The organism is Mucilaginibacter robiniae, from assembly GCF_012849215.1.
GTDB lineage: Bacteria > Bacteroidota > Bacteroidia > Sphingobacteriales > Sphingobacteriaceae > Mucilaginibacter > Mucilaginibacter robiniae.
On record NZ_CP051682.1, the window covers coordinates 4406181 to 4425086 of the forward strand.

Here is an 18906-nt window from a genome sequence, read left to right on the forward strand (position 1 = left end):
CAAAATTCGACCTGATGAGTACAACTGCAAAACAAAAGATATTAATTGTTGATGATGAGCCTGATATATTGGAGCTGATTGAATATAATTTGAAGAAGGAAGGTTATCAGGTTTATTTAGCACATAATGGGCAAGAAGCAGTAGCTGAAGCTAAAAAAGTATTGCCGGATTTGATTGTGTTAGATATTATGATGCCTAAAATGGATGGGATAGAAGCCTGCCGCATGATGCGTACTATGCCTGAGTTCAAGAATACCTTCATGGTTTTCTTAACTGCACGAAGTGAAGAGTACTCGGAAATTGCTGGTTTTAACGTAGGTGCCGACGATTATATTGCTAAGCCCATTAAGCCCAGAGCTTTGGTAAGCCGCATTAATGCAATATTACGTCGGAACAATACACCTGATGAAGTTTCAGATAACAAGTTAGAGGTAGGTGATTTAGTAATTGACCGGGAAACTTACTTGGTTTATAAAAACGGTGAAAAAATTGTATTGGCTAAAAAGGAGTTTGAATTACTATATCTGTTAGCTTCAAAACCTGGTAAAGTGTACACCCGAGAGGTAATATTAAAAAACATTTGGGAGGATTCTGTAGTAGTTACGAATCGTACTATAGATGTGCATATTCGTAAGCTGCGTGAAAAGCTAGGTGAAAACTATGTATCTACCGTAAAAGGAGTAGGATACAAATTTGAAGCTTAATCAAAAAGGCGCTGGGTTGAACCCAGCGCCTTTTTGATTATAGAATGTTTTATTATTTATTGTTGCGAACTGTGTTCTTCTTTTTTGTGGAAGATGTGGTATCAGCAGCCTTTTCATCAATTGTTATACTTGATGGTTTAGCTCCAACTGAAGTAGGTTTGTTGTTAGCAACTTTTGTGTGAGTTGGTGCTTTGGAGTTTTCGGTTTTCTTCTGGTTGGCAGCAAGCTTATTTTCAGATCCTGATTGCTCTGCTATATCCGCTACATCCTCTTTTAAGTTTTCGGTCTCGTGAACTGTTTGCTTCCAAATGCTGTCAATGCTGCTTTTTACTTTTTCCAAAAAGCCTTCGGTTTGAAACTTAACGGGTCTTGCTGATTTTGAGCTCATAATAATTAAAATGTTTGTTGAGCAATAAGATGAGGGATGTAGAAAGTTCAACAGGGTGTTTGAAATATTGTTTCAGGCTACACCAAGTGTCTGATGAACTTAAAGTAATTATTTGATTGAATAACCGTATTTTTGCAGGCTATAGTTGAATAATGAAGATACCAAAGTTTGCCGACCTGATTATATACGAAGATGATAACCTTTTTGTAGTAAATAAGCCCCCCTTTATCAGCACCCTGGATGAACGTGGCGAAGGTAGCGAGATTAACATGTTGAGGCTGGCTAAACAATATTGGGAAGATGCTCAAATTTGCCATCGTTTGGATAAAGAAACATCTGGGGCGTTAATTATCGCCAAAAATCCGGAAGCTTACCGCACAGTATCTATGCAGTTTGAACGCCGGCAAATTAAAAAGGTGTACCACGCTGTAATTGAAGGTACCCATGTATTTGAAGGATTGTTGGTTGATCTTCCTATTTTAAATACAGGCAAAGGTACCGTATCTATAAGCCGGCAAGAAGGTAAACGGGCTGAAACATGGTTCCAGTCGCTCAGGTATTTCAAACATTATACTTTAGTAGAATGCAGGCCAGTTACCGGACGTATGCACCAAATACGCATCCATTTGGCTACGCAAAGGGCTTCTATTGCTGGTGACGAAATGTACAAAGGTAAGCCAGTTTACCTATCGCAATTAAAACGTAAATACCACTTGGGTAAAGATCAGGAAGAGCAACCCATTATGAAACGTTTTGCTCTTCATGCTTTTGAGTTAACCTTTAAGCTGCTAGACGGCCAGGAAGTAAATATACATGCACCATATTCTAAAGATTTTGAAACTTTATTGAAGCTGCTGGATAAGTTTGATGCTTAATGCCAAAAACCTTGCGCTTTGATTTGGTTGGAACCATATCCAAATTTTTTTAAAACTTTGCGCAATTGAGTAACCATAGTGCTATTGCCTACTAAGTAGAAAATAGTATTTTCCAGATGAAACGTTTGCTGCAATAACCATTCGGTAAGAGCATGATGCCCATAATGGTCTAGTTTAGAAACCGTTTGTAGGGAAGAAGTAAAGTATTCTTTAAATAAGCTACGGCTTGCTTCATCGCTAATGGCTACTGCACCTGAAAAGCGAGTTAAAGGTTTAGCTAACTGCTGCATAGCCAACAAATGCCCTATACTGCTTTCATCACCCAGGCAAATAACGGCTGAAGTATGTACCGGTGTTTGCCGGGTACTCTTAATACTCAAGTAGTGAACTGCATCACCTTGTTGCAAATTTTTAGCCCATTCACTACCGGCTCCATTATGGTTAGTGTCAATATATAATGTACAAGTTTGTGTTTCTGAATCCCAAGATGCAGGAGTATAATCACGATAGGTAAAATCGTTAACCTTGCATTTGATGTAATTAACTTCGTTCCAATTGTTCATATTATCTGTGGGCAAATGAAGGTCAACTTCAACTAGGGCAGATGATGACCAGTGGCGTGTTTCAAGTACATTTCCTGTTCTTAGCATCCGATTTTCCAATAAGTCGAATGCTTTTCTTTTAATGTTATGTAGCATATGTGATATCGTTGTTGATTTGATACCACAAAGTAATTGGTAAATCAGGCGCAAAGAAATAGATAGAACAAGGAAGATATTGGACTATTCGCGGTAAGCCTTACGAAAAGATAAAGGTGTAAGTTGGTTAGCTTTTTTAAATAGCCTTGAAAAATAAGTATGGTCTTCGTAGCCTAATTGATGTGCAATTTCTTTAACAGTAAGCTCGCTGTAGTATAACAAGCGTTTAGCTTCCAACATGATTTCATTCAATATCCAATAAGATACTGAAAAGCCTGTAACCTTTTTAAGTACTTCGTTCAGGTAGGTTTCTGATATATGCATCCGGGCTGCATAGTCGGAAGGACTTTTTATAAATTTTATGTTTAGCCTTAACAAAGCTTTAAAATCGTGTGCTATTTGCAAGGGGCGCGATAATTTTAAGGGTTGTGCTGTATTCAAACTATAAGCACCAGCCGCCATACTTAAAAAGGCGCTTACTAAAGATTGTAATAGATTTATATGAAAATTACTTTGTTCTTCAACAATGTATTGTTGGTAGATAAGTTGTAAAAGGGTTTGGCACTGTTGATATTGATGAGTATTCAAGCAACAAGGCTGCTGCAGTAGCAAATGGCTTTCAAACACCGGGCGGTAATCCTTTGGCATCAATGTGCTGTCAATAGCCATAAACCACCCTGTAGCATGTTCGTCTTTAATGCGGTGATGTACCTGTCCAGGTAAAATATAGTAAAGAGCTCTGCTACAAATATAAACCTCCTCAAAATCGACCATTATAGAGGCTGAACCATCTTCAATAAAAAAGAATATGTAATGATCATCCCGGTGAGCACTTTTTGTACTTTCATCCTCTGCTAATTTCAAGTTGTTGGTATGATGTACCATCAAACCTAGCTTATTGCTATTTCGTAAAGTATGTACCGGAATACTCTTCATGAGGGTTAATGCTTGCAATATAATCAAATATAGAAGCTTAATTAACTTGTATGATATTGTATAAAAGTGAACAGGCCTTATCTTTTCTGGTAAACCAAAAAATGCTGAATGGGTAAAAACTCTTTATCTTCTACTAATTTAAAACCGTTCGCTACCATTTCTTTATTTACCTGAATAACGGTGGTTTTATGGAGTTCTTTAATAGGTACCTCCGGATCTTCGCCACGATATTCTAATAATAGAATTTTTCCTTCTGGTTTTAAACATTTACGTAGCGATTGCAAATATTCATGTGGATAAGCTAGCTCATGATATACGTCAACCATTACAGCCAAATCAATACTATTGTCAGGTAAGTTAGGCGATCTTTCGCTGCCTTTTACCACAACAACATTATTTTGATGAATAGACTGACTACGTTTCTTTAAGTAAGTAATAGCATCGTCTTGTAATTCAATCGCGTACACTTTTCCTTGTTTAACTTTGGAAGCTATTCGGAAAGTATAATAACCCGTTCCTGCACCTATATCGGCTATCGTACTTTGCGTTGTAACAGGTAAGTTTTGAATGGCTAATTTTACATTCTCTTCTTGCTGCCGCGTATCACGTTCTAACCATTCGGCACCACTAAACCCCATCACACGAGCTATTTCCCGGCCTTTGTACATTTTACCTGTACCATCAGCCGAGGGTGTTTTGTATGTGTAAATAGAATCTTGCTGTTTTGTTGTTTGTTGTCGAGTTGGCTTAGGCTTGCAATAAATTAGTAGAGAGGATATTAGTAGTAGTGAATATTTAGAAGATAACATAAGCTAACAATATTTATGGTTAAACATTTGTTTGCAACAAAAAAGCCCTCTAGTAAGGAGGGCTTGTGCTTTATGCAGTGTAACCTAATATTTTAAGTACCTGTTTACTATTTTGTTCTTCACCAAAAACTTCAAAATTAAAGGTTTCATCCCGATTACGCCTAATTAACACATGTTTGGGCGAAGGTAGCAGGCAGTGGTGAATGCCACCGTATCCGCTTAATACCTCTTGGTAAGCACCGGTATTAAAAAATCCTAAGTATTGAACTTTACGTGTTTTAGGCATGTATACACTGTTCATGTGTGCTTCCTGGTTGTAGTAATCCTGTCCATCGCAAGTAATACCACCTAAATTTACACGCTCGTACTCGGCATCCCAGTTGTTTACCGGTAAAAGGATATATTTTTGGTTTAGAGCCCATACATCAGGTAGGTTAGTGATAAAAGAACCATCCAGCATTAACCATTTTTCACGATCATTCTGCTGCTTACGCCCTAATACTTTGTACAAGATACCTGATGCTTCGGCTACAGTATATTTACCAAACTCAGTAATAATATCTGGTTCAAGCACATCATGTTCAGCACATATCTCTTTGATACGGCTCACAATTTCATTAATCATGTACTCATAATCGAAATCAAAAACTAATGAATCCTTAAAAGGCATACCGCCGCCAATATCCAGCGTATCCAGTTCGGGATTGATTTTTTTGAATTTACAATACAATGTTACATATTTCTCTAATTCGTTCCAGTAATATGGGGTATCTGAAATACCTGAGTTAATGAAGAAGTGTAATAGCTTAACTCTAAAGTTTGGATTCTTCTCGATTTTGCTGGTATAAAAATCAATCACATCTTCCTGACGAATACCTAATCTTGAAGTGTAAAATTGTGAATCCGGTTGCTCTTCAGAAGCTATGCGAATACCCAAGTTACAAGGAGTATCCATTTCGATTTCATCATCGTAAATGTTAAACTCTTCTTTATTATCCAGTACCGGTATGATGTTGTTAAAGCCATCATGTAGCATATCTACAATGTACTGTTTATACTGATAGGTTTTAAAACCGTTGCAGATTACAGTTATATCTTTTTTAACTACCCCTTTCTTCTCCAAGGCATCAATCATGGGCATATCAAATGCTGATGATGTTTCCAGGTGAATATCGTTTTTTAACGCCTCTTCAACAATGTGCTTAAAGTGTGAGCTTTTAGTACAGTAACAGTACTTGTAACCACCACGGTAATTGTTTTTGATGATAGCCTGCTGAAACATCAGCTTAGCCTGCTGTATCTTTTTAGAAACTATTGGCAAATAAGTGAAGCGTAATGGTGTGCCATACGTTTCAATCATCTCCATCAAGTTAAGGTCGTTGAAGTATAATTCGTCATCTATAATTTCAAAACCTTCTTGCGGGAAACCCACGCTGAGGTCAAGAAATTCCTGGTAGCTTTGCATTCTTGTATAATCGTCTAATTTTCAGCAAAAATGTAACTTTTTTATTAAAACATTAAAGATGTTACTCACAAATTTATCGCTATAATGTAAATTAAATTTGTACAAAAATAGCGTAAAAAACGAGGGTTATATTAATCATTATGTTTGATTAATATAACCCTCGTGTAAGCTGCAATGTGTTAATTATTAATAGCTTATTTGCATTTAGTCAAGTTGTTATTTACTTGTTCTACATTGTATAAGCCCAGCTTATTACCAAAAGAATTTTGAATATAAGTAAGTACTTGAGCAATTTCAACAGGTGCTAAATCAACAGAAGGCATCTGCCCTGAGTATGATTTCTGGTGAACTACAATAGAATCCTTCAATCCATTTTGTACATAACAAGCCAAATCATCTTTATGTGATTTCAGGTAAATGCTATCAGTAAGCGGAGGTATTAAGGCAGCTAAACCTTCGCCTTTAGCTCCATGGCAGTTTTGACACCGGGTTTGGTAAACCACTTGGCCTGATGCATAGTAACGATTGAATTCAATTTGCTTCTCGTTTTGGCAGGCAAAAAATAATATTAGGCAAGCTGCTAATGCAAAAAAAGTTAAGATAGATTTCATTGAGCTATAGTTTCGGCAGGTTCTGATTGTAAAGTTTTGATGTCGTTAATGAGTTTATTTACATCATCTGTGTTTGTACCATCATAAGTGCCACGTATGCGTTTTTGTTTATCTATCAGTACAAAGTAACCGGAGTGAATATAGCCCCCAGGCGTGTTACTATCTTCTTTAACAGCTACTAAATAGTTGTTCGCCAATTTGTATGTTTCTTCTTTATTGCCTTGTAAAAACCACCATGTATTACCAGATATTCCTAGTTTATCGGCATACTTTTTTAACACATCTACACTGTCATGCTTAGGGTCTATGCTGTAAGATAAAATTTTGACATTATTACCATCTTTAAAGGCATTATACACGTTTAGCATGTTACGGTGCATAACAGGGCAGATGGATGGGCAACTGGTAAAAAAGAAATCAGCTACGTAAATGTTACCATCCAAGCTTTTGTTAGTAATAGTTTTGCCATACTGGTTTACAAACTGAAAAGCAGGTATAGTTTGGTAAACGGTATCGGTTATAGTTTTGCCATTTACTGTTTTGGTCACCGGTTCTCGGTTCCCGTAAATAGGTAATGCTTTTTGTGTATTGCTGTTTGAGGTACATGCGGTCTCCATAAATAAACCGGAAGCTATAGCAATAGCTATAATTAATGTTTTCATTTCTTGATGGTAGATAGGTAAGTATTTGAATTTTTAACAGCCTTGTCCAATTGCATATCTACAGCAGATAGCTTTTTCTTTTGGTCAGTTAAATATTGCATAATTTCATCATGTGGTTTACCGGCGTAATCAGCATTGAACTGGTGCATCCAGTTCTCCATTGCTTCATTGGCGTGGTCAAGCTCTTGCACTGTTTGGAAAACAGTAGCACTGTTTTCTGGTATTTGCTTAGTTTTAAGCAGTGAATCTAGCAGTATTTTGTTTTTCATTACAGCCTCATCATCGGCCATAACTTTATCATGCATTTTGAGTATGCCATCTAATAAATCGGTTTCTTGCTTTTTATTGTCTTGACAAGAAATTAATATAAGGCTTGTTAGTACACTAATTGTAAGTACTTTAATATATTTCATTATTTAGTTTTTTTAACCAAATCCATACCGCACTTAGGGCAAGTGCCTGGTTTGTTTGTAATTATTTCTGGGTGCATGGGACAGGTGTATTGTACTACTTCCTTTATGTTCTGCTTTGCCTTTGGGACTTGTTTTTGCGTACTAGCAGGCTGTTGTTGGCAAGCTGTAAATGCTAAAAGGAATAGGGTAGCAAATTTTATTTTCATGCTATTAGTTTTAATGATATTATCACTGCTTAACAAAGATACAATTAACACGTTACTGGCAGCAGCATGTTTAACTGTGCTCTGTGTAGCAATAGAATTTTTGATTGGAGTTTATGTATATAAAAGTTTACTATCGATGCAATACGTACATTGTTATGTAATAATACGTTAATTGTTTATCGATAGATAATTACTCTCATGAAGGCAACGCAGATATAATTATATCTAAATACTCTGCATTGTATAATAGAGATATACCTGCCCTGCTTTCAAAAGATAGTATTTAAGCAACTTGCGGAGGCTGCAACAAAGTCTGATAAACTTGCTGACTTTCAACAGGAAAATCAATAATTGGAATAACTTGCAGCAAAGTGGATTGGAATGTTATATGAGTAATTGGTATATAAAGGGCTGTTTGATACAAGCTTTTTTGTATCTGTCGTTCAGTGCTACGTTCTTTTTCTTCAGCTTGTTTTATCTTCTTTATCAAATAACAGCGGCCATTACAATGCAACCAAGGGCGGTTACGGTTTTCGCAAAGTTTTTCAGCAATATATTTCTGATTAACTTCAAAGCCAGCATATACAAACAGCCGAGTAAAATTAGCTGTGAGTATAAGGCTCATTAATAATATAGCTAAACAGCGCTGAAACATTGTGCCACAAAGTTACTAATCTACATTTAGCTAGCAACAGCTATTTCCAACAATGGTAATCTTGCAGTATAGCTACATTCTGCGTAAGTAGTAAATGTAATCGGATACAGGTAGTTGGGTACCTGCCAACTTCAAATGCTGCCCTGCCTGCGCCCGGTGGTGGGTGCCATGGTTAATTAAGTGTGCAAGCACATCATCTAGCCGGTTAGTAAAGGTTTGACCTTTGCTGTTTTTATAGATTATTGATTCAGCAAAGTCGTTGTCCTTTAAATCTTCTAAAAAGCCGATCCATGCAGCATGATTGTCTTCAATTATTTTTTTAAATGTATCTGCTTTCCAATCTGGCCATAGTGCGTCTCCTGCAGCAGGCTGTTTCTTACAACGTTGTAACCATATTTGCTGAGCGGCCAATAAATGAGCCATTAATTGAATTGGCTTTTCAGGGGAGGGTTTAGCCAAAATAGTATCTAATATCTGCAAATTAGCGTGACGATCATAATCAAATAATCGAATGAAATAATTTTTCATGTGATAATTGTATAAAAGTAACTACTAAACTCATGAAAGTTAAACAAGCATGTGCATTTTAAACTACCTGATAATACAGCTAATTTTTAAAACTACTCGTTTCAGTATGCTATAATAGCACACAACTGTTTACTTGTTGAGCGGGCTTAAATGTTGCTGGTTTGTATAAATGTATAGCATAGAAAGCTTACTTTTGCTTACTTACAAAACTAGTAGTTATAGCAAGTTAGCAGAAGCTTTTTAAGTTATACTAATCTAGCTTTTATATCTTCATTATCATGTTTTCATCTCAGGTTATACAACAACTTCAGCAACACGAAACTCCTTTTTACTATTATGATTTAAATTTGCTGCAACAAACACTTAATGCATGCCACAAAGCGGCTCAAACTTACCAGTACCACGTGCACTATGCGTTGAAAGCTAATTTTAATTTAAAAGTTTTGGAAGCTGTGCAAGCTACAGGTTTTGGTGCCGATTGTGTAAGCGGAAATGAGGTGAAGGCTGCTGTTGCACATGGATTTGATTCCGGGAAAATTGTGTTTGCCGGTGTAGGTAAATCGGATAAAGAAATTAATGCAGCACTTGATGTTAATATTTTCTGTTTTAATGTAGAGTCTGTTCAAGAGTTGTTAGTGATTAATGATTTGGCTGCAGCTAAAAACAAAATTGCCCGCATTGCCATTCGTATTAATCCGAATGTTGATGCACATACACATCATCATATTACTACTGGGTTAGAGGAAAATAAGTTTGGTATTAATACCTGGCAGCTGGATGATGTGTTGTTCACCTTAAAAGATTGTTCTAGCTTGGAGTTTATCGGCATTCATTTTCACGTAGGTTCACAAATTACTGATCTGGATGTTTTTAAACAATTATGTCTGCGTGTAAATGAACTGCAAAACTGGTTTGAACAAAAAGGTTTAACCATTAAGGTACTTAACGTAGGAGGTGGATTGGGTGTAGATTATTACAAACCAGATACTAACACTATATGTGATTTTAACGATTACTTCAAAGTTTACCACGATCACTTACAGGTAAAAACCGGACAAGAAGTGCATTTTGAATTAGGCCGTGCTTTGGTAGCGCAATGTGCATCATTAATTGCAAGAGTACTGTATGTTAAAAACGGCCAAGCTAAAAACTTTTTAGTACTGGATGCTGGCATGACGGAACTCATTCGCCCAATGCTTTACCAGGCGCATCACGAAATAGAAAACTTGAGTAAGCAAGATGTTACTGCTGCAACGGTTAAATACGATGTAGTAGGACCAATCTGTGAAAGTACAGATTGCTTCCGCACTGATGTACCTTTACCTGAATCGCATCGTGGCGATTTGATGGCTTTACGTACAGCAGGAGCTTATGGTGAGGTCATGGCTTCTGGTTATAACTTACGAGATCGGGTAGAGAGCGTATATAGCCAGGATGCTTACGCCGGTAACATAACGCTAGTTTAAAATTTAGCTAATATTAAAAGTTTTTCTTTGTTGCATCTAATCAGTACGACCATGAAAAACTCATCTTATTTATATACATTAGTCAATGCTTTTCGTGAATGGGTTCTGTTAAAGAGTTTCAAATCATCATTCCGGCACTAGGTATAATAAGTTTTGTTAAGCAAAATTTATTAAACAATTTGTGCAGCGTTGAGGTCTGGTAAACAAATGGATAATACGACCAACAATTCTGCCTTGCAAAAACAACATTTTGGCCCGGATTTTACCTGGGGAGTATCTGCTGCTGCTTTCCAAACTGAAGGAGCATGGGCTGATGATGGCAAAGGTCCATCCATTTGGGATACCTTTACACAGAAAAAAGGTAAAATTCATAAGCAGGAGGATGCCCGTATAGCTTGCGATTTTTATAACCGTTATCGTGAAGATATTGATTTAATTAAGCAGCTAGGTATTCCCAATTTCCGCTTTTCTATCGCTTGGACGCGTATTATACCTCATGGTACAGGTGCGGTTAACCAAGCAGGTATTGCTTTTTATAATCAGGTAATTGATTACTGCCTACAACAAGGTGTTCAGCCCTGGATTACTCTATATCATTGGGATTTACCACAAGCTTTAGAAGAACAAGGCGGCTGGACCAGTCGCGACAGCGTACAATGGTTTACCAACTTTGTTAAGGTTTGTGCACAAAGTTTTGGTGATAAAGTAAAGCATTGGATGGTGATGAATGAACCTGCAGTATTTACCGGTGCAGGATATTTCTTAGGCATTCATGCACCTGGGCGCACCGGATTGAAAAGCTTTTTACCAGCAGTACATCATGTAACTTTAAGTATAGCAGCCGGAGGGAGAGCTTTACGTGAGCTGTTACCAGATGTACAAATTGGCAGTACTTTTTCTTGTTCGCATGTAGAACCTTTGAGTACTAAGCCTAATGATGTAGCTGCGGCAAAGCGTGCTGATGTATTGATTAATCGTTTGTTTATTGAACCTATTATGGGTTTAGGGTATCCAGCAACTGATTTGCCTGTATTAAAGAAATTGGAAAAGTACATGCAACCCGGCGATGAAGAATTGTTGGCTTTCAATTTTGACTTTATAGGTTTACAAAATTATACTCGCGAAGTAGTTAAATACTCATTTATTACGCCTTACATTAGTGCTACCTTAGTGGAAGCTAAAAAACGTGATGTACCTTTAACTGAAATGGGCTGGGAAGTATATCCGCCAGCTATGTATGAGGTGATTAAAAAATTTAGCGCCTACTCGCAGATTAAAAACATCCTGATTACCGAAAATGGTGCTGCCTTTAAGGATACTGTAGAAAATGGCGAAGTTCAGGATATACTACGTACCACCTATCTGCAGGATAATTTGAGTCAGGTGTTAAAAGCAAAAAAAGAAGGTTGTCCGGTAAATGGTTACTTTGTATGGACCTTGACAGATAATTTTGAATGGGCCGAGGGTTACCGTCCACGTTTTGGATTGATACATATTGATTTTACTACGCAACAACGTATTGTTAAAGCATCGGGTAACTGGTACCAAAAATTTTTAAGCCAATAGAAATAGCTACTGGCTTAAAACATAATTTCTACTTGCGAAGGTCTTTAGTACTATCGCCTTTGTTGGCGTTACGATTGTGATGTAGTATGTGCACATTTTCTGCAACTTCATCACCTTCTTTAGTGTATTCGGCGGCAATCTCTTTATCAAGTTCCGGATCGGTTCCGGCAAATGCATCTTTTAATCCGCTTGATTCTTTTTTATTACCTGATGGTTGACCTTTATGTTCTCCGGTATGGCCTGCAACGTTGTTTCCCATGATTAAAAATGTTTGGTTTACTAAAGGTTAATAAATTTAACCATTTTAATAAGCAACTAATTATTTCATAAATTGTTCTTTTTAACGTTTATAATAAAGAATTACTAAGCAGCCTGAATTATAAGTTTATATTATTAGCAGAATATAATAAATTCGCGCGCTATGATTAAGGTGAGTTTACATGGTGCCGAATTTTTTGCGAGGCATGGCTATTATCCGGAAGAGCAGATTTTAGGCAATCGATTTGTTGTAGATATTGATGCAGAGTTTACACCTGATGATGCCCTTCATCAGGATCAACTAAACAATACCATTAATTATGAACACTTATACCTGATCGCTCAACAAGAAATGCAAGTAGCTCGCCAGTTGCTGGAAACGGTTGCGCAATCCATAATGGATCAACTATTAGCCCAATTTGTCTACCTTGAAAAGCTGAGTGTCAGGGTTAAAAAGCTAAATCCACCTTTAGGAGGCGTAGTAGCAGCTTCAAGCGTTACAATTATTTATCAAAAACCAGTATAGGTGTTTTTATTATTGCGTGCTAATGTTAATTAGTATTCGTAATGAGGCCAGGTTCGTCATACTCAATCATACGCTGACGTTCAGCCCTAGGTATGGGTATCGATTTGTTAGCTTTGTAATCATAACTAATGCAAACGGTTTTTCCCGTAGTGCAAATTTCTTCGCCATCAGTTGTGTTTTTTACCAGTACATACATTACATCAAAACTGCTGTTACCAATACGCGAAACACGTATGTAACAAGTAATCTGATCATGGATGGTTATAGGCTTTAAATAATTTATTTCTGATCTACCTAAAATAACACCGGTATTGTTCCAATCCCATTGTACTACATCTCGCCAATAATTCAACCTAGTAATTTCAAAATAGGTTAAATATATAGTGTTACTTACGTTCCCGTAAGCATCAATATCTGAAAATCGAATGGGTAAATTCGTTTTATACTTATAATTAGTTAAATCTTCAGTCATTTAGTGTCAAATTGTCGTTTTGGAAATATATTTACAGACACATTGTCGGTAAAAGAACTTGATTTTAGCGTTGGTATAAGCCTTGTATAATCAATAACGAAAATATAAAAAGAAATTTTTCGGAGGATATAAAAATGACATTAGTGAATTTTAAAAACGGAAATAGAAATGCTTTGGTGAACCCTTTATTTAAAGATGTGTTCAATCCTTTTTTCAACGAAGCTTTTTCAAATGCACCTCAATACAATAAAGTTCCGGCTGTAAATATTGCCGAAACTGAAAAAGGTTTTGCTATTGAATTAGCTGTTCCAGGTTTGAAGAAAGAGGACTTCAAAATTAATTTAGATAAAAACGTTTTAAGCGTATCTGCTGAGGTGAAAGCTGAAGAAGCTACCGAAACTAAAAAATATAACAATAAAGAGTTTAGTTATTATTCATTTAAACGTTCATTTAACTTACCTGAAACTGTTGACCAATCATCTATTGATGCTCAATATGTAGATGGTGTTTTAACCCTAAGTGTAGCTAAGAAAGAAGAAGCTCGATTACAAACCCGTGAAATTGCGGTAAAGTAATCAGCAAGTTTGTTTTTATATAGGTTGTTGGTTTAGTTTGATTAGTCCACTTTGCATATGCAGAGTGGACTTTTTAATTTATCAACCTATTGGTTCATGTGAAATATTCTACTAAACTAGTTTAGCTTCTCATATTAATATACTGAAGCGGTTGCCCAAAATCTTCATTACGACACAAACTGATTACAGCTTGTAAATCATCAATTTTTTTAGCCTGTACACGAACTTGATCATCCATAATGGAAACCTGAACTTTCAATCCGCTATCTTTTATCTTCTTAACGATCTTTTTGGCAGCCTCTTTATCAATACCTTCCTTAATAGTAATCTCTTTACGGATCATGTTGCCCGATGCGTACTGTTCTTTACCAAAGTCGAGGGCTTTAGGATCAAGCTGTTGTTTAATCATGCGGCTGATGATAGAATCTTGAATGGCTTTCAACCGCATCTCATTCTCAGTAACAATAGTTACCTCATTAGTTTTCTTATCCAAGTCAACCGTGCTTTTAGAGTCATTAAAGTCAAAGCGGTTTAAAATTTCTTTTTTGGCGTTGTTGATGGCGTTATCCAATGTTTGCGCATCTATTTTGCTAACAATATCAAATGAAGGCATTAGTAAATGTATTTAGGGTAAACAAAAGTAGCCTATATGAAGTACAGTTATTACAACTATTTAAAATAATTAAGTTAATATTATCTTAACATCAAAATAGGCAGCTTTGTGGCTACAACACGTTAGGCGCTGCAATGTTTACTCATGGCTCATAAACATATACCTTTAATTAATCGCGAAATCAGCTGGCTGTACTTCAATGATCGTGTTTTGCAGGAGGCAGCAGATCCCACTGTACCGCTGATTGATCGAATAAAGTTCTTGGCCATATTCTCCTCTAACCTGGATGAATTTTACCGGGTTAGGGTAGCTACTTTAAACAGGTTGTCGAACCTGAACGAAAAAGCAAAAGCATTGCTGGGGTACAATCCCAAAAAAGTTCTTAATCAAATTAAAAACTTGGTTGTAAAGCTGGAGCATAAGTTTAATAATCTGTACGATAATATTATTATTAAACAACTAGCTGAACATAAAATTTTCATTCTTAATGAAAAGCAATTGAATGTAAACCGGGGCTTGTTTGTGAAAAAATATTTTCGCGAAAAGCTGTTATCAACACTGGTACCGGTTATGTTGGATGATCAGCAAACACTGCCCGAACTGCGTGATCGTGCTATTTACTTTCTGGTAAAACTAACGAAAGGTAAAAAAGATCGTTTGGCTTTAATTGAATTACCTGATGATTTATCCCGATTTTTAGTTTTACCCGAAACCAATCAGCTTAAGTTCATCATCATGGTAGATGATATTATCCGGTACAATCTGGAAGATATCTTCTTCATATTTGAATATGATAGTATTGAAGCGTATTCCATACAGCTTACACGTGATGCAGAACTGGATCTGGATAAAGAAGTAAGCGAAAAGTTTATTGACGCCTTGGCTAAAAGCTTGCAAAAACGCCGTAAGGGTAAACCCATGCGGCTACTGTATGATGCTAATATGCCAGCCGAAATGTTAAACTATCTTAATGCTCGTGTCGGATTAAGTTCTGATAGTTTGATTCCAGCTAACAAATACCAAAATTTTAAGGATTTTATTAATTTTCCAAATGTGGGTGGGCCTGAGTTGGAGTACCCACGCATAGCCAATTTGCCGGTACCAGGATTGTCTGTTGGTAAGAGCTTGATTAATTTAATAGCCACTCAGGATTTTCTAGTGAGTACACCTTATCAATCCTACGATTACATAATCTTGTTTTTACGTGAGGCTGCTATCGACCCTAAGGTAAAGCAAATTGACATCAGCTTATATCGGCTAGCTTCCAATTCAAGAGTAGTGCATGCATTAATAAATGCGGCTAAAAACGGTAAAAAAGTAAATTGCCTGATTGAATTACGTGCTCGCTTTGATGAACAGAACAACATTAACTGGACAAGGCGACTGGAAGAAGAAGGCATTAACGTGATACATGGTATATCTGGCTATAAGGTACATGCCAAAATATGTTTAGTTACACGAATGGAAAAAGGAAAGCCCGCGTATTATGCCTGTCTTTCTACCGGGAACTACAACGAGAAAACTGCTCAAATTTATGCCGATCATACTTTGCTAACGGCGAACAAAAAATTAACCGGCGATTTGGTACATGTATTTCGGGCTATAAACAAAGGTGTTCTGCCTAAAGATGTCAAAAACCTCATTGTATCACCAGTTGATTCGCGCCCTGCAATTTATAAGTTGATTGACAACGAAATAAAAAATGCTAAAGCAGGTAAGCCAGCTTACATGATATTGAAAATGAACAGTCTGGCTGATGAGCAGATAATTGCCAAACTGTATGAAGCCAGCAATGCAGGCGTTAAAATTAATTTGATTGTAAGAGGAATGTGTTGCCTGGTACCAGGGGTTAAAAATTTCAGTACAAACATCAAAGTAATAAGCATTGTTGATAAATATTTGGAGCATGCCCGGGTACATATATTTGCCAACGGCGGTCAGGAACTATTTTTTTTAACTTCGGCCGATTTCATGACACGCAATATTGATAACAGGGTAGAAGTGGGTTTCCCGGTATATGATGCTTCTTTACAGCAACAGATACGGGACATGATTAATTTGCAGCTTCATGATAATACCAAAGCCCGTGAAATTACCATAACCAATACTAACAAGTACCGCAAAGCTAAAAATGGTACCAATCATCGGGCACAGATTGAAACCTATGATTATTTAAAACAACTTAAAACCATAACACCTTGAGATACGGAGCAATTGACACAGGTTCGAACGCTGTTCGATTACTGATAGCCGACATTATTGATAATGACGGTAAAATTTCATTTAAAAAGAACACGCTCATTCGTGTGCCTTTACGCTTAGGTGATGATGCCTTTTTACATCAGCACATCTCTGATAAAAAAGCAGATGATTTGGTAAAAACAATGTCGGCTTTCAAGAACTTGATGGATGTATATAGGGTAGAAGATTATATGGCTTGTGCCACATCAGCCATGCGCGAAGCTAAAAACGGGCCCGAAATCATCAAGCGCATTCAAGAAGAAGCGAATTTAAATCTGGAGATTGTTCAGGGCGAGCGTGAAGCCAACATCATTTATGCAAGCCATACCAATGTTAATCTGGATGAAAATAAAAACTACCTGTACATTGACGTAGGCGGCGGTAGTACTGAATTAACTGTCTTCTCAGACGGTGAATTATTAGCAGCGCAATCGTTCAACATTGGAACCATTCGTATTCTGGATAATCAAGATAAAGATGAAACCTGGAAAGAAATGAATGAGTTCATCCGTCAACATACCCGTAGGTTTAAAACGCTGTATGGTGTGGGTACCGGTGGTAATATCAATAAGTTGTTTAAGCTGTCGGAGTTAAAAGATGATGAGGCCTTAAGTTATAGCAAACTTAAATCGTTATATAGTTATTTAAGTTCTTATTCATTAAAAGATCGTATTAATGTATTGAAGCTTAATCAAGATCGGGCAGATGTAATTATTCCGGCTTGCGAAATTTATACTACGGTAATGAAGTGGGCTAATATAAAAAACATCTATGTGCCGAGCATTGGAATGGCTGATGGTATTATTCAAACATTAATTGAGAAAAACCTTTCAAAATAAATTAAAAATAATTTTTCCAAATATGAAAAACATTGCTACATTTGTAATGCCCTCTCAAAGGGCATGTTTTTCATAGGTAGATGTAGGGTCGAGTACGAGTTATTCGACCCTTTTTTATGCGCCTAACTTTTTGACCTTTACTTTGTAGTATTCGCATGAAGAAAAAGATTGTAGTGGCTATAACAGGAGCCAGCGGTGCTATATATGCGCGGCTCTTACTCATGCAATTACAAAAGCTAAGCAGCCAAATAGCCGAGGTCGGAATTGTGATGAGCAAAAACGCTCAGGATGTTTGGGTATATGAACTGGATAGCAAAGATTATTTTGATTTTCCTTTTACCTACTATGATAAGCACGATTTCATGGCTCCTTTTGCATCAGGCTCTGCGCGATATGATACTATGGTTATTGTACCCTGTTCAATGGGAACACTGGGGCGCATAGCCGCCGGCATGTCTGACGATTTAATTACTCGTGCAGCCGACGTAATTTTGAAAGAACGTCGTAAACTCATTCTGGTAGCACGCGATACTCCTTTAAATCTGATTCACATTCGTAATATGAAAACTGTTACTGAAGCTGGTGGAATCATTTGTCCGGCAACACCCTCATTTTACAGTAAACCAATTACTGTTGAGGATGTGGCTCTAACTGTTGTACATCGGATAGTTGATCTGATCGGATTGGAGCAAGAGAGCTATCGCTGGAGTGAGGATGAATAAAATTTTTTTATAATATCAAACACGTAGAAAATTCATTATAAAGTTTATAAACAGTTGTTGTAATGTGAGAAGTAAATTGTGTAATTTTGAGCAATTTTAAAAATTTAACAATTTTATACTTATCACATGAGCTTCGTAGAAAAGAATTTAACAGCTAACGAACGTGTACAGTACACTGGTAAAATCCATTGGTATGTTTATGCACGAACATTCTTCATTTTTGCTATTATGGCATTAGTAATTAAGTCTTCATATGCATTAGGGGGCTTTTTGTTTTTCTTAGGTATAATTAGTTTGTTATCTAACATTGTGCTTTCAAAAACAACCGAATTTGTGGTTACTAATCGTAGAGTTATTTTAAAAACAGGATTTTTAAAAAGGAAGTTTATTGAGTTACAATTAAACAGAGCAGAAGGGCTTGTAGTTGAGCAAAGCATTCTTGGCAGAATGTTTAACTTTGGTAGTGTAAAAATTGCTACAGGTGGTGTAGCCGAATCATTCCCGTTTCTTGCTAATCCATTTGGTTTTAAGAAAGAAGTTAATCAAGCTATTGAGAACTCTGTAGTGCTAGCTACTGCTCCACAAGCTTATTAAGTTAAATAATACTTGATAAAAAAGCTGATAACTGAATATGTTATCGACTTTTTTAAATGCTATTTTTAAAGATGTAGCTAGCAA

24 protein-coding genes are annotated in these 18906 nt (G+C 36.6%); 10 read left to right on the forward strand and 14 right to left on the reverse strand.

Going from position 1 to position 18906, the window contains the following annotated elements; all coding sequences use genetic code 11:
* Positions 1-14: 14 nt before the first annotated feature.
* Positions 15-704 (forward strand): response regulator transcription factor, encoded by a 690-nt coding sequence (locus tag HH214_RS19215; protein ID WP_169610398.1) that lies wholly within the window; start codon positions 15-17, stop codon positions 702-704.
* Positions 705-756: 52 nt separating this feature from the next.
* On the opposite strand, the gene HH214_RS19220 is transcribed toward HH214_RS19215, so the two are convergent.
* The gene (locus HH214_RS19220) at positions 757-1044 is read right to left on the reverse strand and encodes a hypothetical protein (protein WP_169610400.1); all 288 of its coding nucleotides are present in this window, start codon (positions 1042-1044) and stop codon (positions 757-759) included.
* A 200-nt stretch (positions 1045-1244) separates the two neighbouring features.
* Here HH214_RS19220 and HH214_RS19225 point away from each other — a divergent pair, with 200 nt between their 5' ends.
* A complete protein-coding gene (locus tag HH214_RS19225) occupies positions 1245-1967 on the forward strand; it encodes an RluA family pseudouridine synthase (RefSeq protein WP_169610402.1) in 723 nt (240 codons plus the stop codon).
* Here the strand turns inward: HH214_RS19225 and HH214_RS19230 are convergent.
* From HH214_RS19230 to HH214_RS19275, 10 genes are all read right to left on the reverse strand, one after another.
* Complete coding sequence (locus tag HH214_RS19230; RefSeq protein ID WP_169610404.1) at positions 1964-2665, reverse strand: SIP domain-containing protein; 702 nt, start codon at positions 2663-2665, stop codon at positions 1964-1966. The genes HH214_RS19225 and HH214_RS19230 overlap by 4 nt on opposite strands.
* A gap of 84 nt (positions 2666-2749) precedes the next feature.
* Positions 2750-3601 (reverse strand): helix-turn-helix domain-containing protein, encoded by an 852-nt coding sequence (locus HH214_RS19235; protein WP_169610406.1) that lies wholly within the window; start codon positions 3599-3601, stop codon positions 2750-2752.
* Positions 3602-3678: 77 nt separating this feature from the next.
* The gene (locus HH214_RS19240) at positions 3679-4410 is read right to left on the reverse strand and encodes a class I SAM-dependent methyltransferase (protein ID WP_169610408.1); all 732 of its coding nucleotides are present in this window, start codon (positions 4408-4410) and stop codon (positions 3679-3681) included.
* A gap of 70 nt (positions 4411-4480) precedes the next feature.
* Complete coding sequence (locus HH214_RS19245; protein WP_169610410.1) at positions 4481-5875, reverse strand: arginine decarboxylase; 1395 nt, start codon at positions 5873-5875, stop codon at positions 4481-4483.
* Positions 5876-6069: 194 nt separating this feature from the next.
* On the reverse strand, positions 6070-6486 hold the full coding sequence (locus HH214_RS19250; protein WP_169610412.1) for a c-type cytochrome: 417 nt from the start codon (positions 6484-6486) through the stop codon (positions 6070-6072).
* The gene (locus HH214_RS19255; RefSeq protein WP_169610414.1) at positions 6483-7148 is read right to left on the reverse strand and encodes an SCO family protein; all 666 of its coding nucleotides are present in this window, start codon (positions 7146-7148) and stop codon (positions 6483-6485) included. The genes HH214_RS19250 and HH214_RS19255 overlap by 4 nt, the downstream gene beginning before the upstream one ends.
* Positions 7145-7561: a hypothetical protein gene (locus HH214_RS19260; protein ID WP_169610416.1), complete on the reverse strand. Its 417-nt coding sequence runs from the start codon at positions 7559-7561 to the stop codon at positions 7145-7147. Before HH214_RS19260 ends, HH214_RS19255 begins: the two co-directional genes overlap by 4 nt.
* Complete coding sequence (locus tag HH214_RS19265; protein ID WP_169605383.1) at positions 7561-7767, reverse strand: heavy metal-binding domain-containing protein; 207 nt, start codon at positions 7765-7767, stop codon at positions 7561-7563. Before HH214_RS19265 ends, HH214_RS19260 begins: the two co-directional genes overlap by 1 nt.
* A gap of 283 nt (positions 7768-8050) precedes the next feature.
* Positions 8051-8257: a hypothetical protein gene (locus tag HH214_RS19270; protein WP_169610418.1), complete on the reverse strand. Its 207-nt coding sequence runs from the start codon at positions 8255-8257 to the stop codon at positions 8051-8053.
* Between the two features lie 237 nt (positions 8258-8494).
* The gene (locus tag HH214_RS19275; RefSeq protein ID WP_211166266.1) at positions 8495-8950 is read right to left on the reverse strand and encodes a DinB family protein; all 456 of its coding nucleotides are present in this window, start codon (positions 8948-8950) and stop codon (positions 8495-8497) included.
* A 278-nt stretch (positions 8951-9228) separates the two neighbouring features.
* On the opposite strand from HH214_RS19275, the gene lysA reads away from it, so the two are divergent.
* Both lysA and HH214_RS19285 read left to right on the forward strand, forming a co-directional pair.
* On the forward strand, positions 9229-10416 hold the full coding sequence (gene lysA, locus HH214_RS19280; RefSeq protein ID WP_169610419.1) for a diaminopimelate decarboxylase: 1188 nt from the start codon (positions 9229-9231) through the stop codon (positions 10414-10416).
* 207 nt (positions 10417-10623) lie between these two features.
* A complete protein-coding gene (locus tag HH214_RS19285; RefSeq protein ID WP_169610421.1) occupies positions 10624-11982 on the forward strand; it encodes a GH1 family beta-glucosidase in 1359 nt (452 codons plus the stop codon).
* A 28-nt stretch (positions 11983-12010) separates the two neighbouring features.
* Here HH214_RS19285 and HH214_RS19290 read toward each other — a convergent pair whose 3' ends face one another.
* Positions 12011-12241: a hypothetical protein gene (locus HH214_RS19290; RefSeq protein WP_169610423.1), complete on the reverse strand. Its 231-nt coding sequence runs from the start codon at positions 12239-12241 to the stop codon at positions 12011-12013.
* A 162-nt stretch (positions 12242-12403) separates the two neighbouring features.
* On the opposite strand from HH214_RS19290, the gene folB reads away from it, so the two are divergent.
* Positions 12404-12766, forward strand: a complete 363-nt coding sequence (folB, locus tag HH214_RS19295) for a dihydroneopterin aldolase (RefSeq protein ID WP_169610425.1) — start codon at positions 12404-12406, stop codon at positions 12764-12766.
* A 25-nt stretch (positions 12767-12791) separates the two neighbouring features.
* On the opposite strand, the gene HH214_RS19300 is transcribed toward folB, so the two are convergent.
* Complete coding sequence (locus tag HH214_RS19300; protein ID WP_169610427.1) at positions 12792-13238, reverse strand: acyl-CoA thioesterase; 447 nt, start codon at positions 13236-13238, stop codon at positions 12792-12794.
* A gap of 134 nt (positions 13239-13372) precedes the next feature.
* Between HH214_RS19300 and HH214_RS19305 the strand changes: the two genes are divergently transcribed.
* The gene (locus HH214_RS19305) at positions 13373-13813 is read left to right on the forward strand and encodes an Hsp20/alpha crystallin family protein (protein ID WP_169610429.1); all 441 of its coding nucleotides are present in this window, start codon (positions 13373-13375) and stop codon (positions 13811-13813) included.
* 121 nt (positions 13814-13934) lie between these two features.
* On the opposite strand, the gene HH214_RS19310 is transcribed toward HH214_RS19305, so the two are convergent.
* Positions 13935-14426, reverse strand: coding sequence for a YajQ family cyclic di-GMP-binding protein (locus tag HH214_RS19310; RefSeq protein WP_169610431.1), 492 nt, complete (start codon positions 14424-14426; stop codon positions 13935-13937).
* A 144-nt stretch (positions 14427-14570) separates the two neighbouring features.
* Between HH214_RS19310 and ppk1 the strand changes: the two genes are divergently transcribed.
* The 4 genes from ppk1 to HH214_RS19330 all read left to right on the forward strand — a co-directional run bounded on the left by ppk1 (position 14571) and on the right by HH214_RS19330 (position 18822).
* Positions 14571-16628, forward strand: coding sequence for a polyphosphate kinase 1 (gene ppk1 / locus HH214_RS19315; protein ID WP_169610433.1), 2058 nt, complete (start codon positions 14571-14573; stop codon positions 16626-16628).
* Positions 16625-17506: a Ppx/GppA phosphatase family protein gene (locus HH214_RS19320; RefSeq protein ID WP_169610436.1), complete on the forward strand. Its 882-nt coding sequence runs from the start codon at positions 16625-16627 to the stop codon at positions 17504-17506. Before ppk1 ends, HH214_RS19320 begins: the two co-directional genes overlap by 4 nt.
* A 155-nt stretch (positions 17507-17661) precedes the next feature.
* On the forward strand, positions 17662-18228 hold the full coding sequence (locus HH214_RS19325; RefSeq protein WP_169610438.1) for a UbiX family flavin prenyltransferase: 567 nt from the start codon (positions 17662-17664) through the stop codon (positions 18226-18228).
* 126 nt (positions 18229-18354) lie between these two features.
* Entirely contained in the window at positions 18355-18822 is a 468-nt protein-coding gene (locus tag HH214_RS19330) for a PH domain-containing protein (protein ID WP_169610440.1), read from the forward strand.
* The last annotated feature ends 84 nt before the right edge of the window (positions 18823-18906 follow it).

What these genes read in the sequence shown, in the direction of transcription:
- HH214_RS19305 (WP_169610429.1), top strand. Translation starts at nt 13,373, where the DNA reads ATGACATTAGTGAATTTTAAAAACGGAAATAGAAATGCTTTGGTGAAC.
- HH214_RS19285 (WP_169610421.1), top strand. Translation starts at nt 10,624, where the DNA reads ATGGATAATACGACCAACAATTCTGCCTTGCAAAAACAACATTTTGGC.
- folB (WP_169610425.1), top strand. Translation starts at nt 12,404, where the DNA reads ATGATTAAGGTGAGTTTACATGGTGCCGAATTTTTTGCGAGGCATGGC.
- HH214_RS19265 (WP_169605383.1), bottom strand. Translation starts at nt 7,767, where the DNA reads ATGAAAATAAAATTTGCTACCCTATTCCTTTTAGCATTTACAGCTTGC.
- HH214_RS19225 (WP_169610402.1), top strand. Translation starts at nt 1,245, where the DNA reads ATGAAGATACCAAAGTTTGCCGACCTGATTATATACGAAGATGATAAC.
- HH214_RS19240 (WP_169610408.1), bottom strand. Translation starts at nt 4,410, where the DNA reads ATGTTATCTTCTAAATATTCACTACTACTAATATCCTCTCTACTAATT.
- HH214_RS19325 (WP_169610438.1), top strand. Translation starts at nt 17,662, where the DNA reads ATGAAGAAAAAGATTGTAGTGGCTATAACAGGAGCCAGCGGTGCTATA.
- HH214_RS19255 (WP_169610414.1), bottom strand. Translation starts at nt 7,148, where the DNA reads ATGAAAACATTAATTATAGCTATTGCTATAGCTTCCGGTTTATTTATG.
- HH214_RS19230 (WP_169610404.1), bottom strand. Translation starts at nt 2,665, where the DNA reads ATGCTACATAACATTAAAAGAAAAGCATTCGACTTATTGGAAAATCGG.
- HH214_RS19260 (WP_169610416.1), bottom strand. Translation starts at nt 7,561, where the DNA reads ATGAAATATATTAAAGTACTTACAATTAGTGTACTAACAAGCCTTATA.
- HH214_RS19250 (WP_169610412.1), bottom strand. Translation starts at nt 6,486, where the DNA reads ATGAAATCTATCTTAACTTTTTTTGCATTAGCAGCTTGCCTAATATTA.
- HH214_RS19330 (WP_169610440.1), top strand. Translation starts at nt 18,355, where the DNA reads ATGAGCTTCGTAGAAAAGAATTTAACAGCTAACGAACGTGTACAGTAC.
- lysA (WP_169610419.1), top strand. Translation starts at nt 9,229, where the DNA reads ATGTTTTCATCTCAGGTTATACAACAACTTCAGCAACACGAAACTCCT.
- HH214_RS19235 (WP_169610406.1), bottom strand. Translation starts at nt 3,601, where the DNA reads ATGAAGAGTATTCCGGTACATACTTTACGAAATAGCAATAAGCTAGGT.
- ppk1 (WP_169610433.1), top strand. Translation starts at nt 14,571, where the DNA reads ATGGCTCATAAACATATACCTTTAATTAATCGCGAAATCAGCTGGCTG.
- HH214_RS19275 (WP_211166266.1), bottom strand. Translation starts at nt 8,950, where the DNA reads ATGAAAAATTATTTCATTCGATTATTTGATTATGATCGTCACGCTAAT.
- HH214_RS19290 (WP_169610423.1), bottom strand. Translation starts at nt 12,241, where the DNA reads ATGGGAAACAACGTTGCAGGCCATACCGGAGAACATAAAGGTCAACCA.
- HH214_RS19310 (WP_169610431.1), bottom strand. Translation starts at nt 14,426, where the DNA reads ATGCCTTCATTTGATATTGTTAGCAAAATAGATGCGCAAACATTGGAT.
- HH214_RS19215 (WP_169610398.1), top strand. Translation starts at nt 15, where the DNA reads ATGAGTACAACTGCAAAACAAAAGATATTAATTGTTGATGATGAGCCT.
- HH214_RS19245 (WP_169610410.1), bottom strand. Translation starts at nt 5,875, where the DNA reads ATGCAAAGCTACCAGGAATTTCTTGACCTCAGCGTGGGTTTCCCGCAA.
- HH214_RS19300 (WP_169610427.1), bottom strand. Translation starts at nt 13,238, where the DNA reads ATGACTGAAGATTTAACTAATTATAAGTATAAAACGAATTTACCCATT.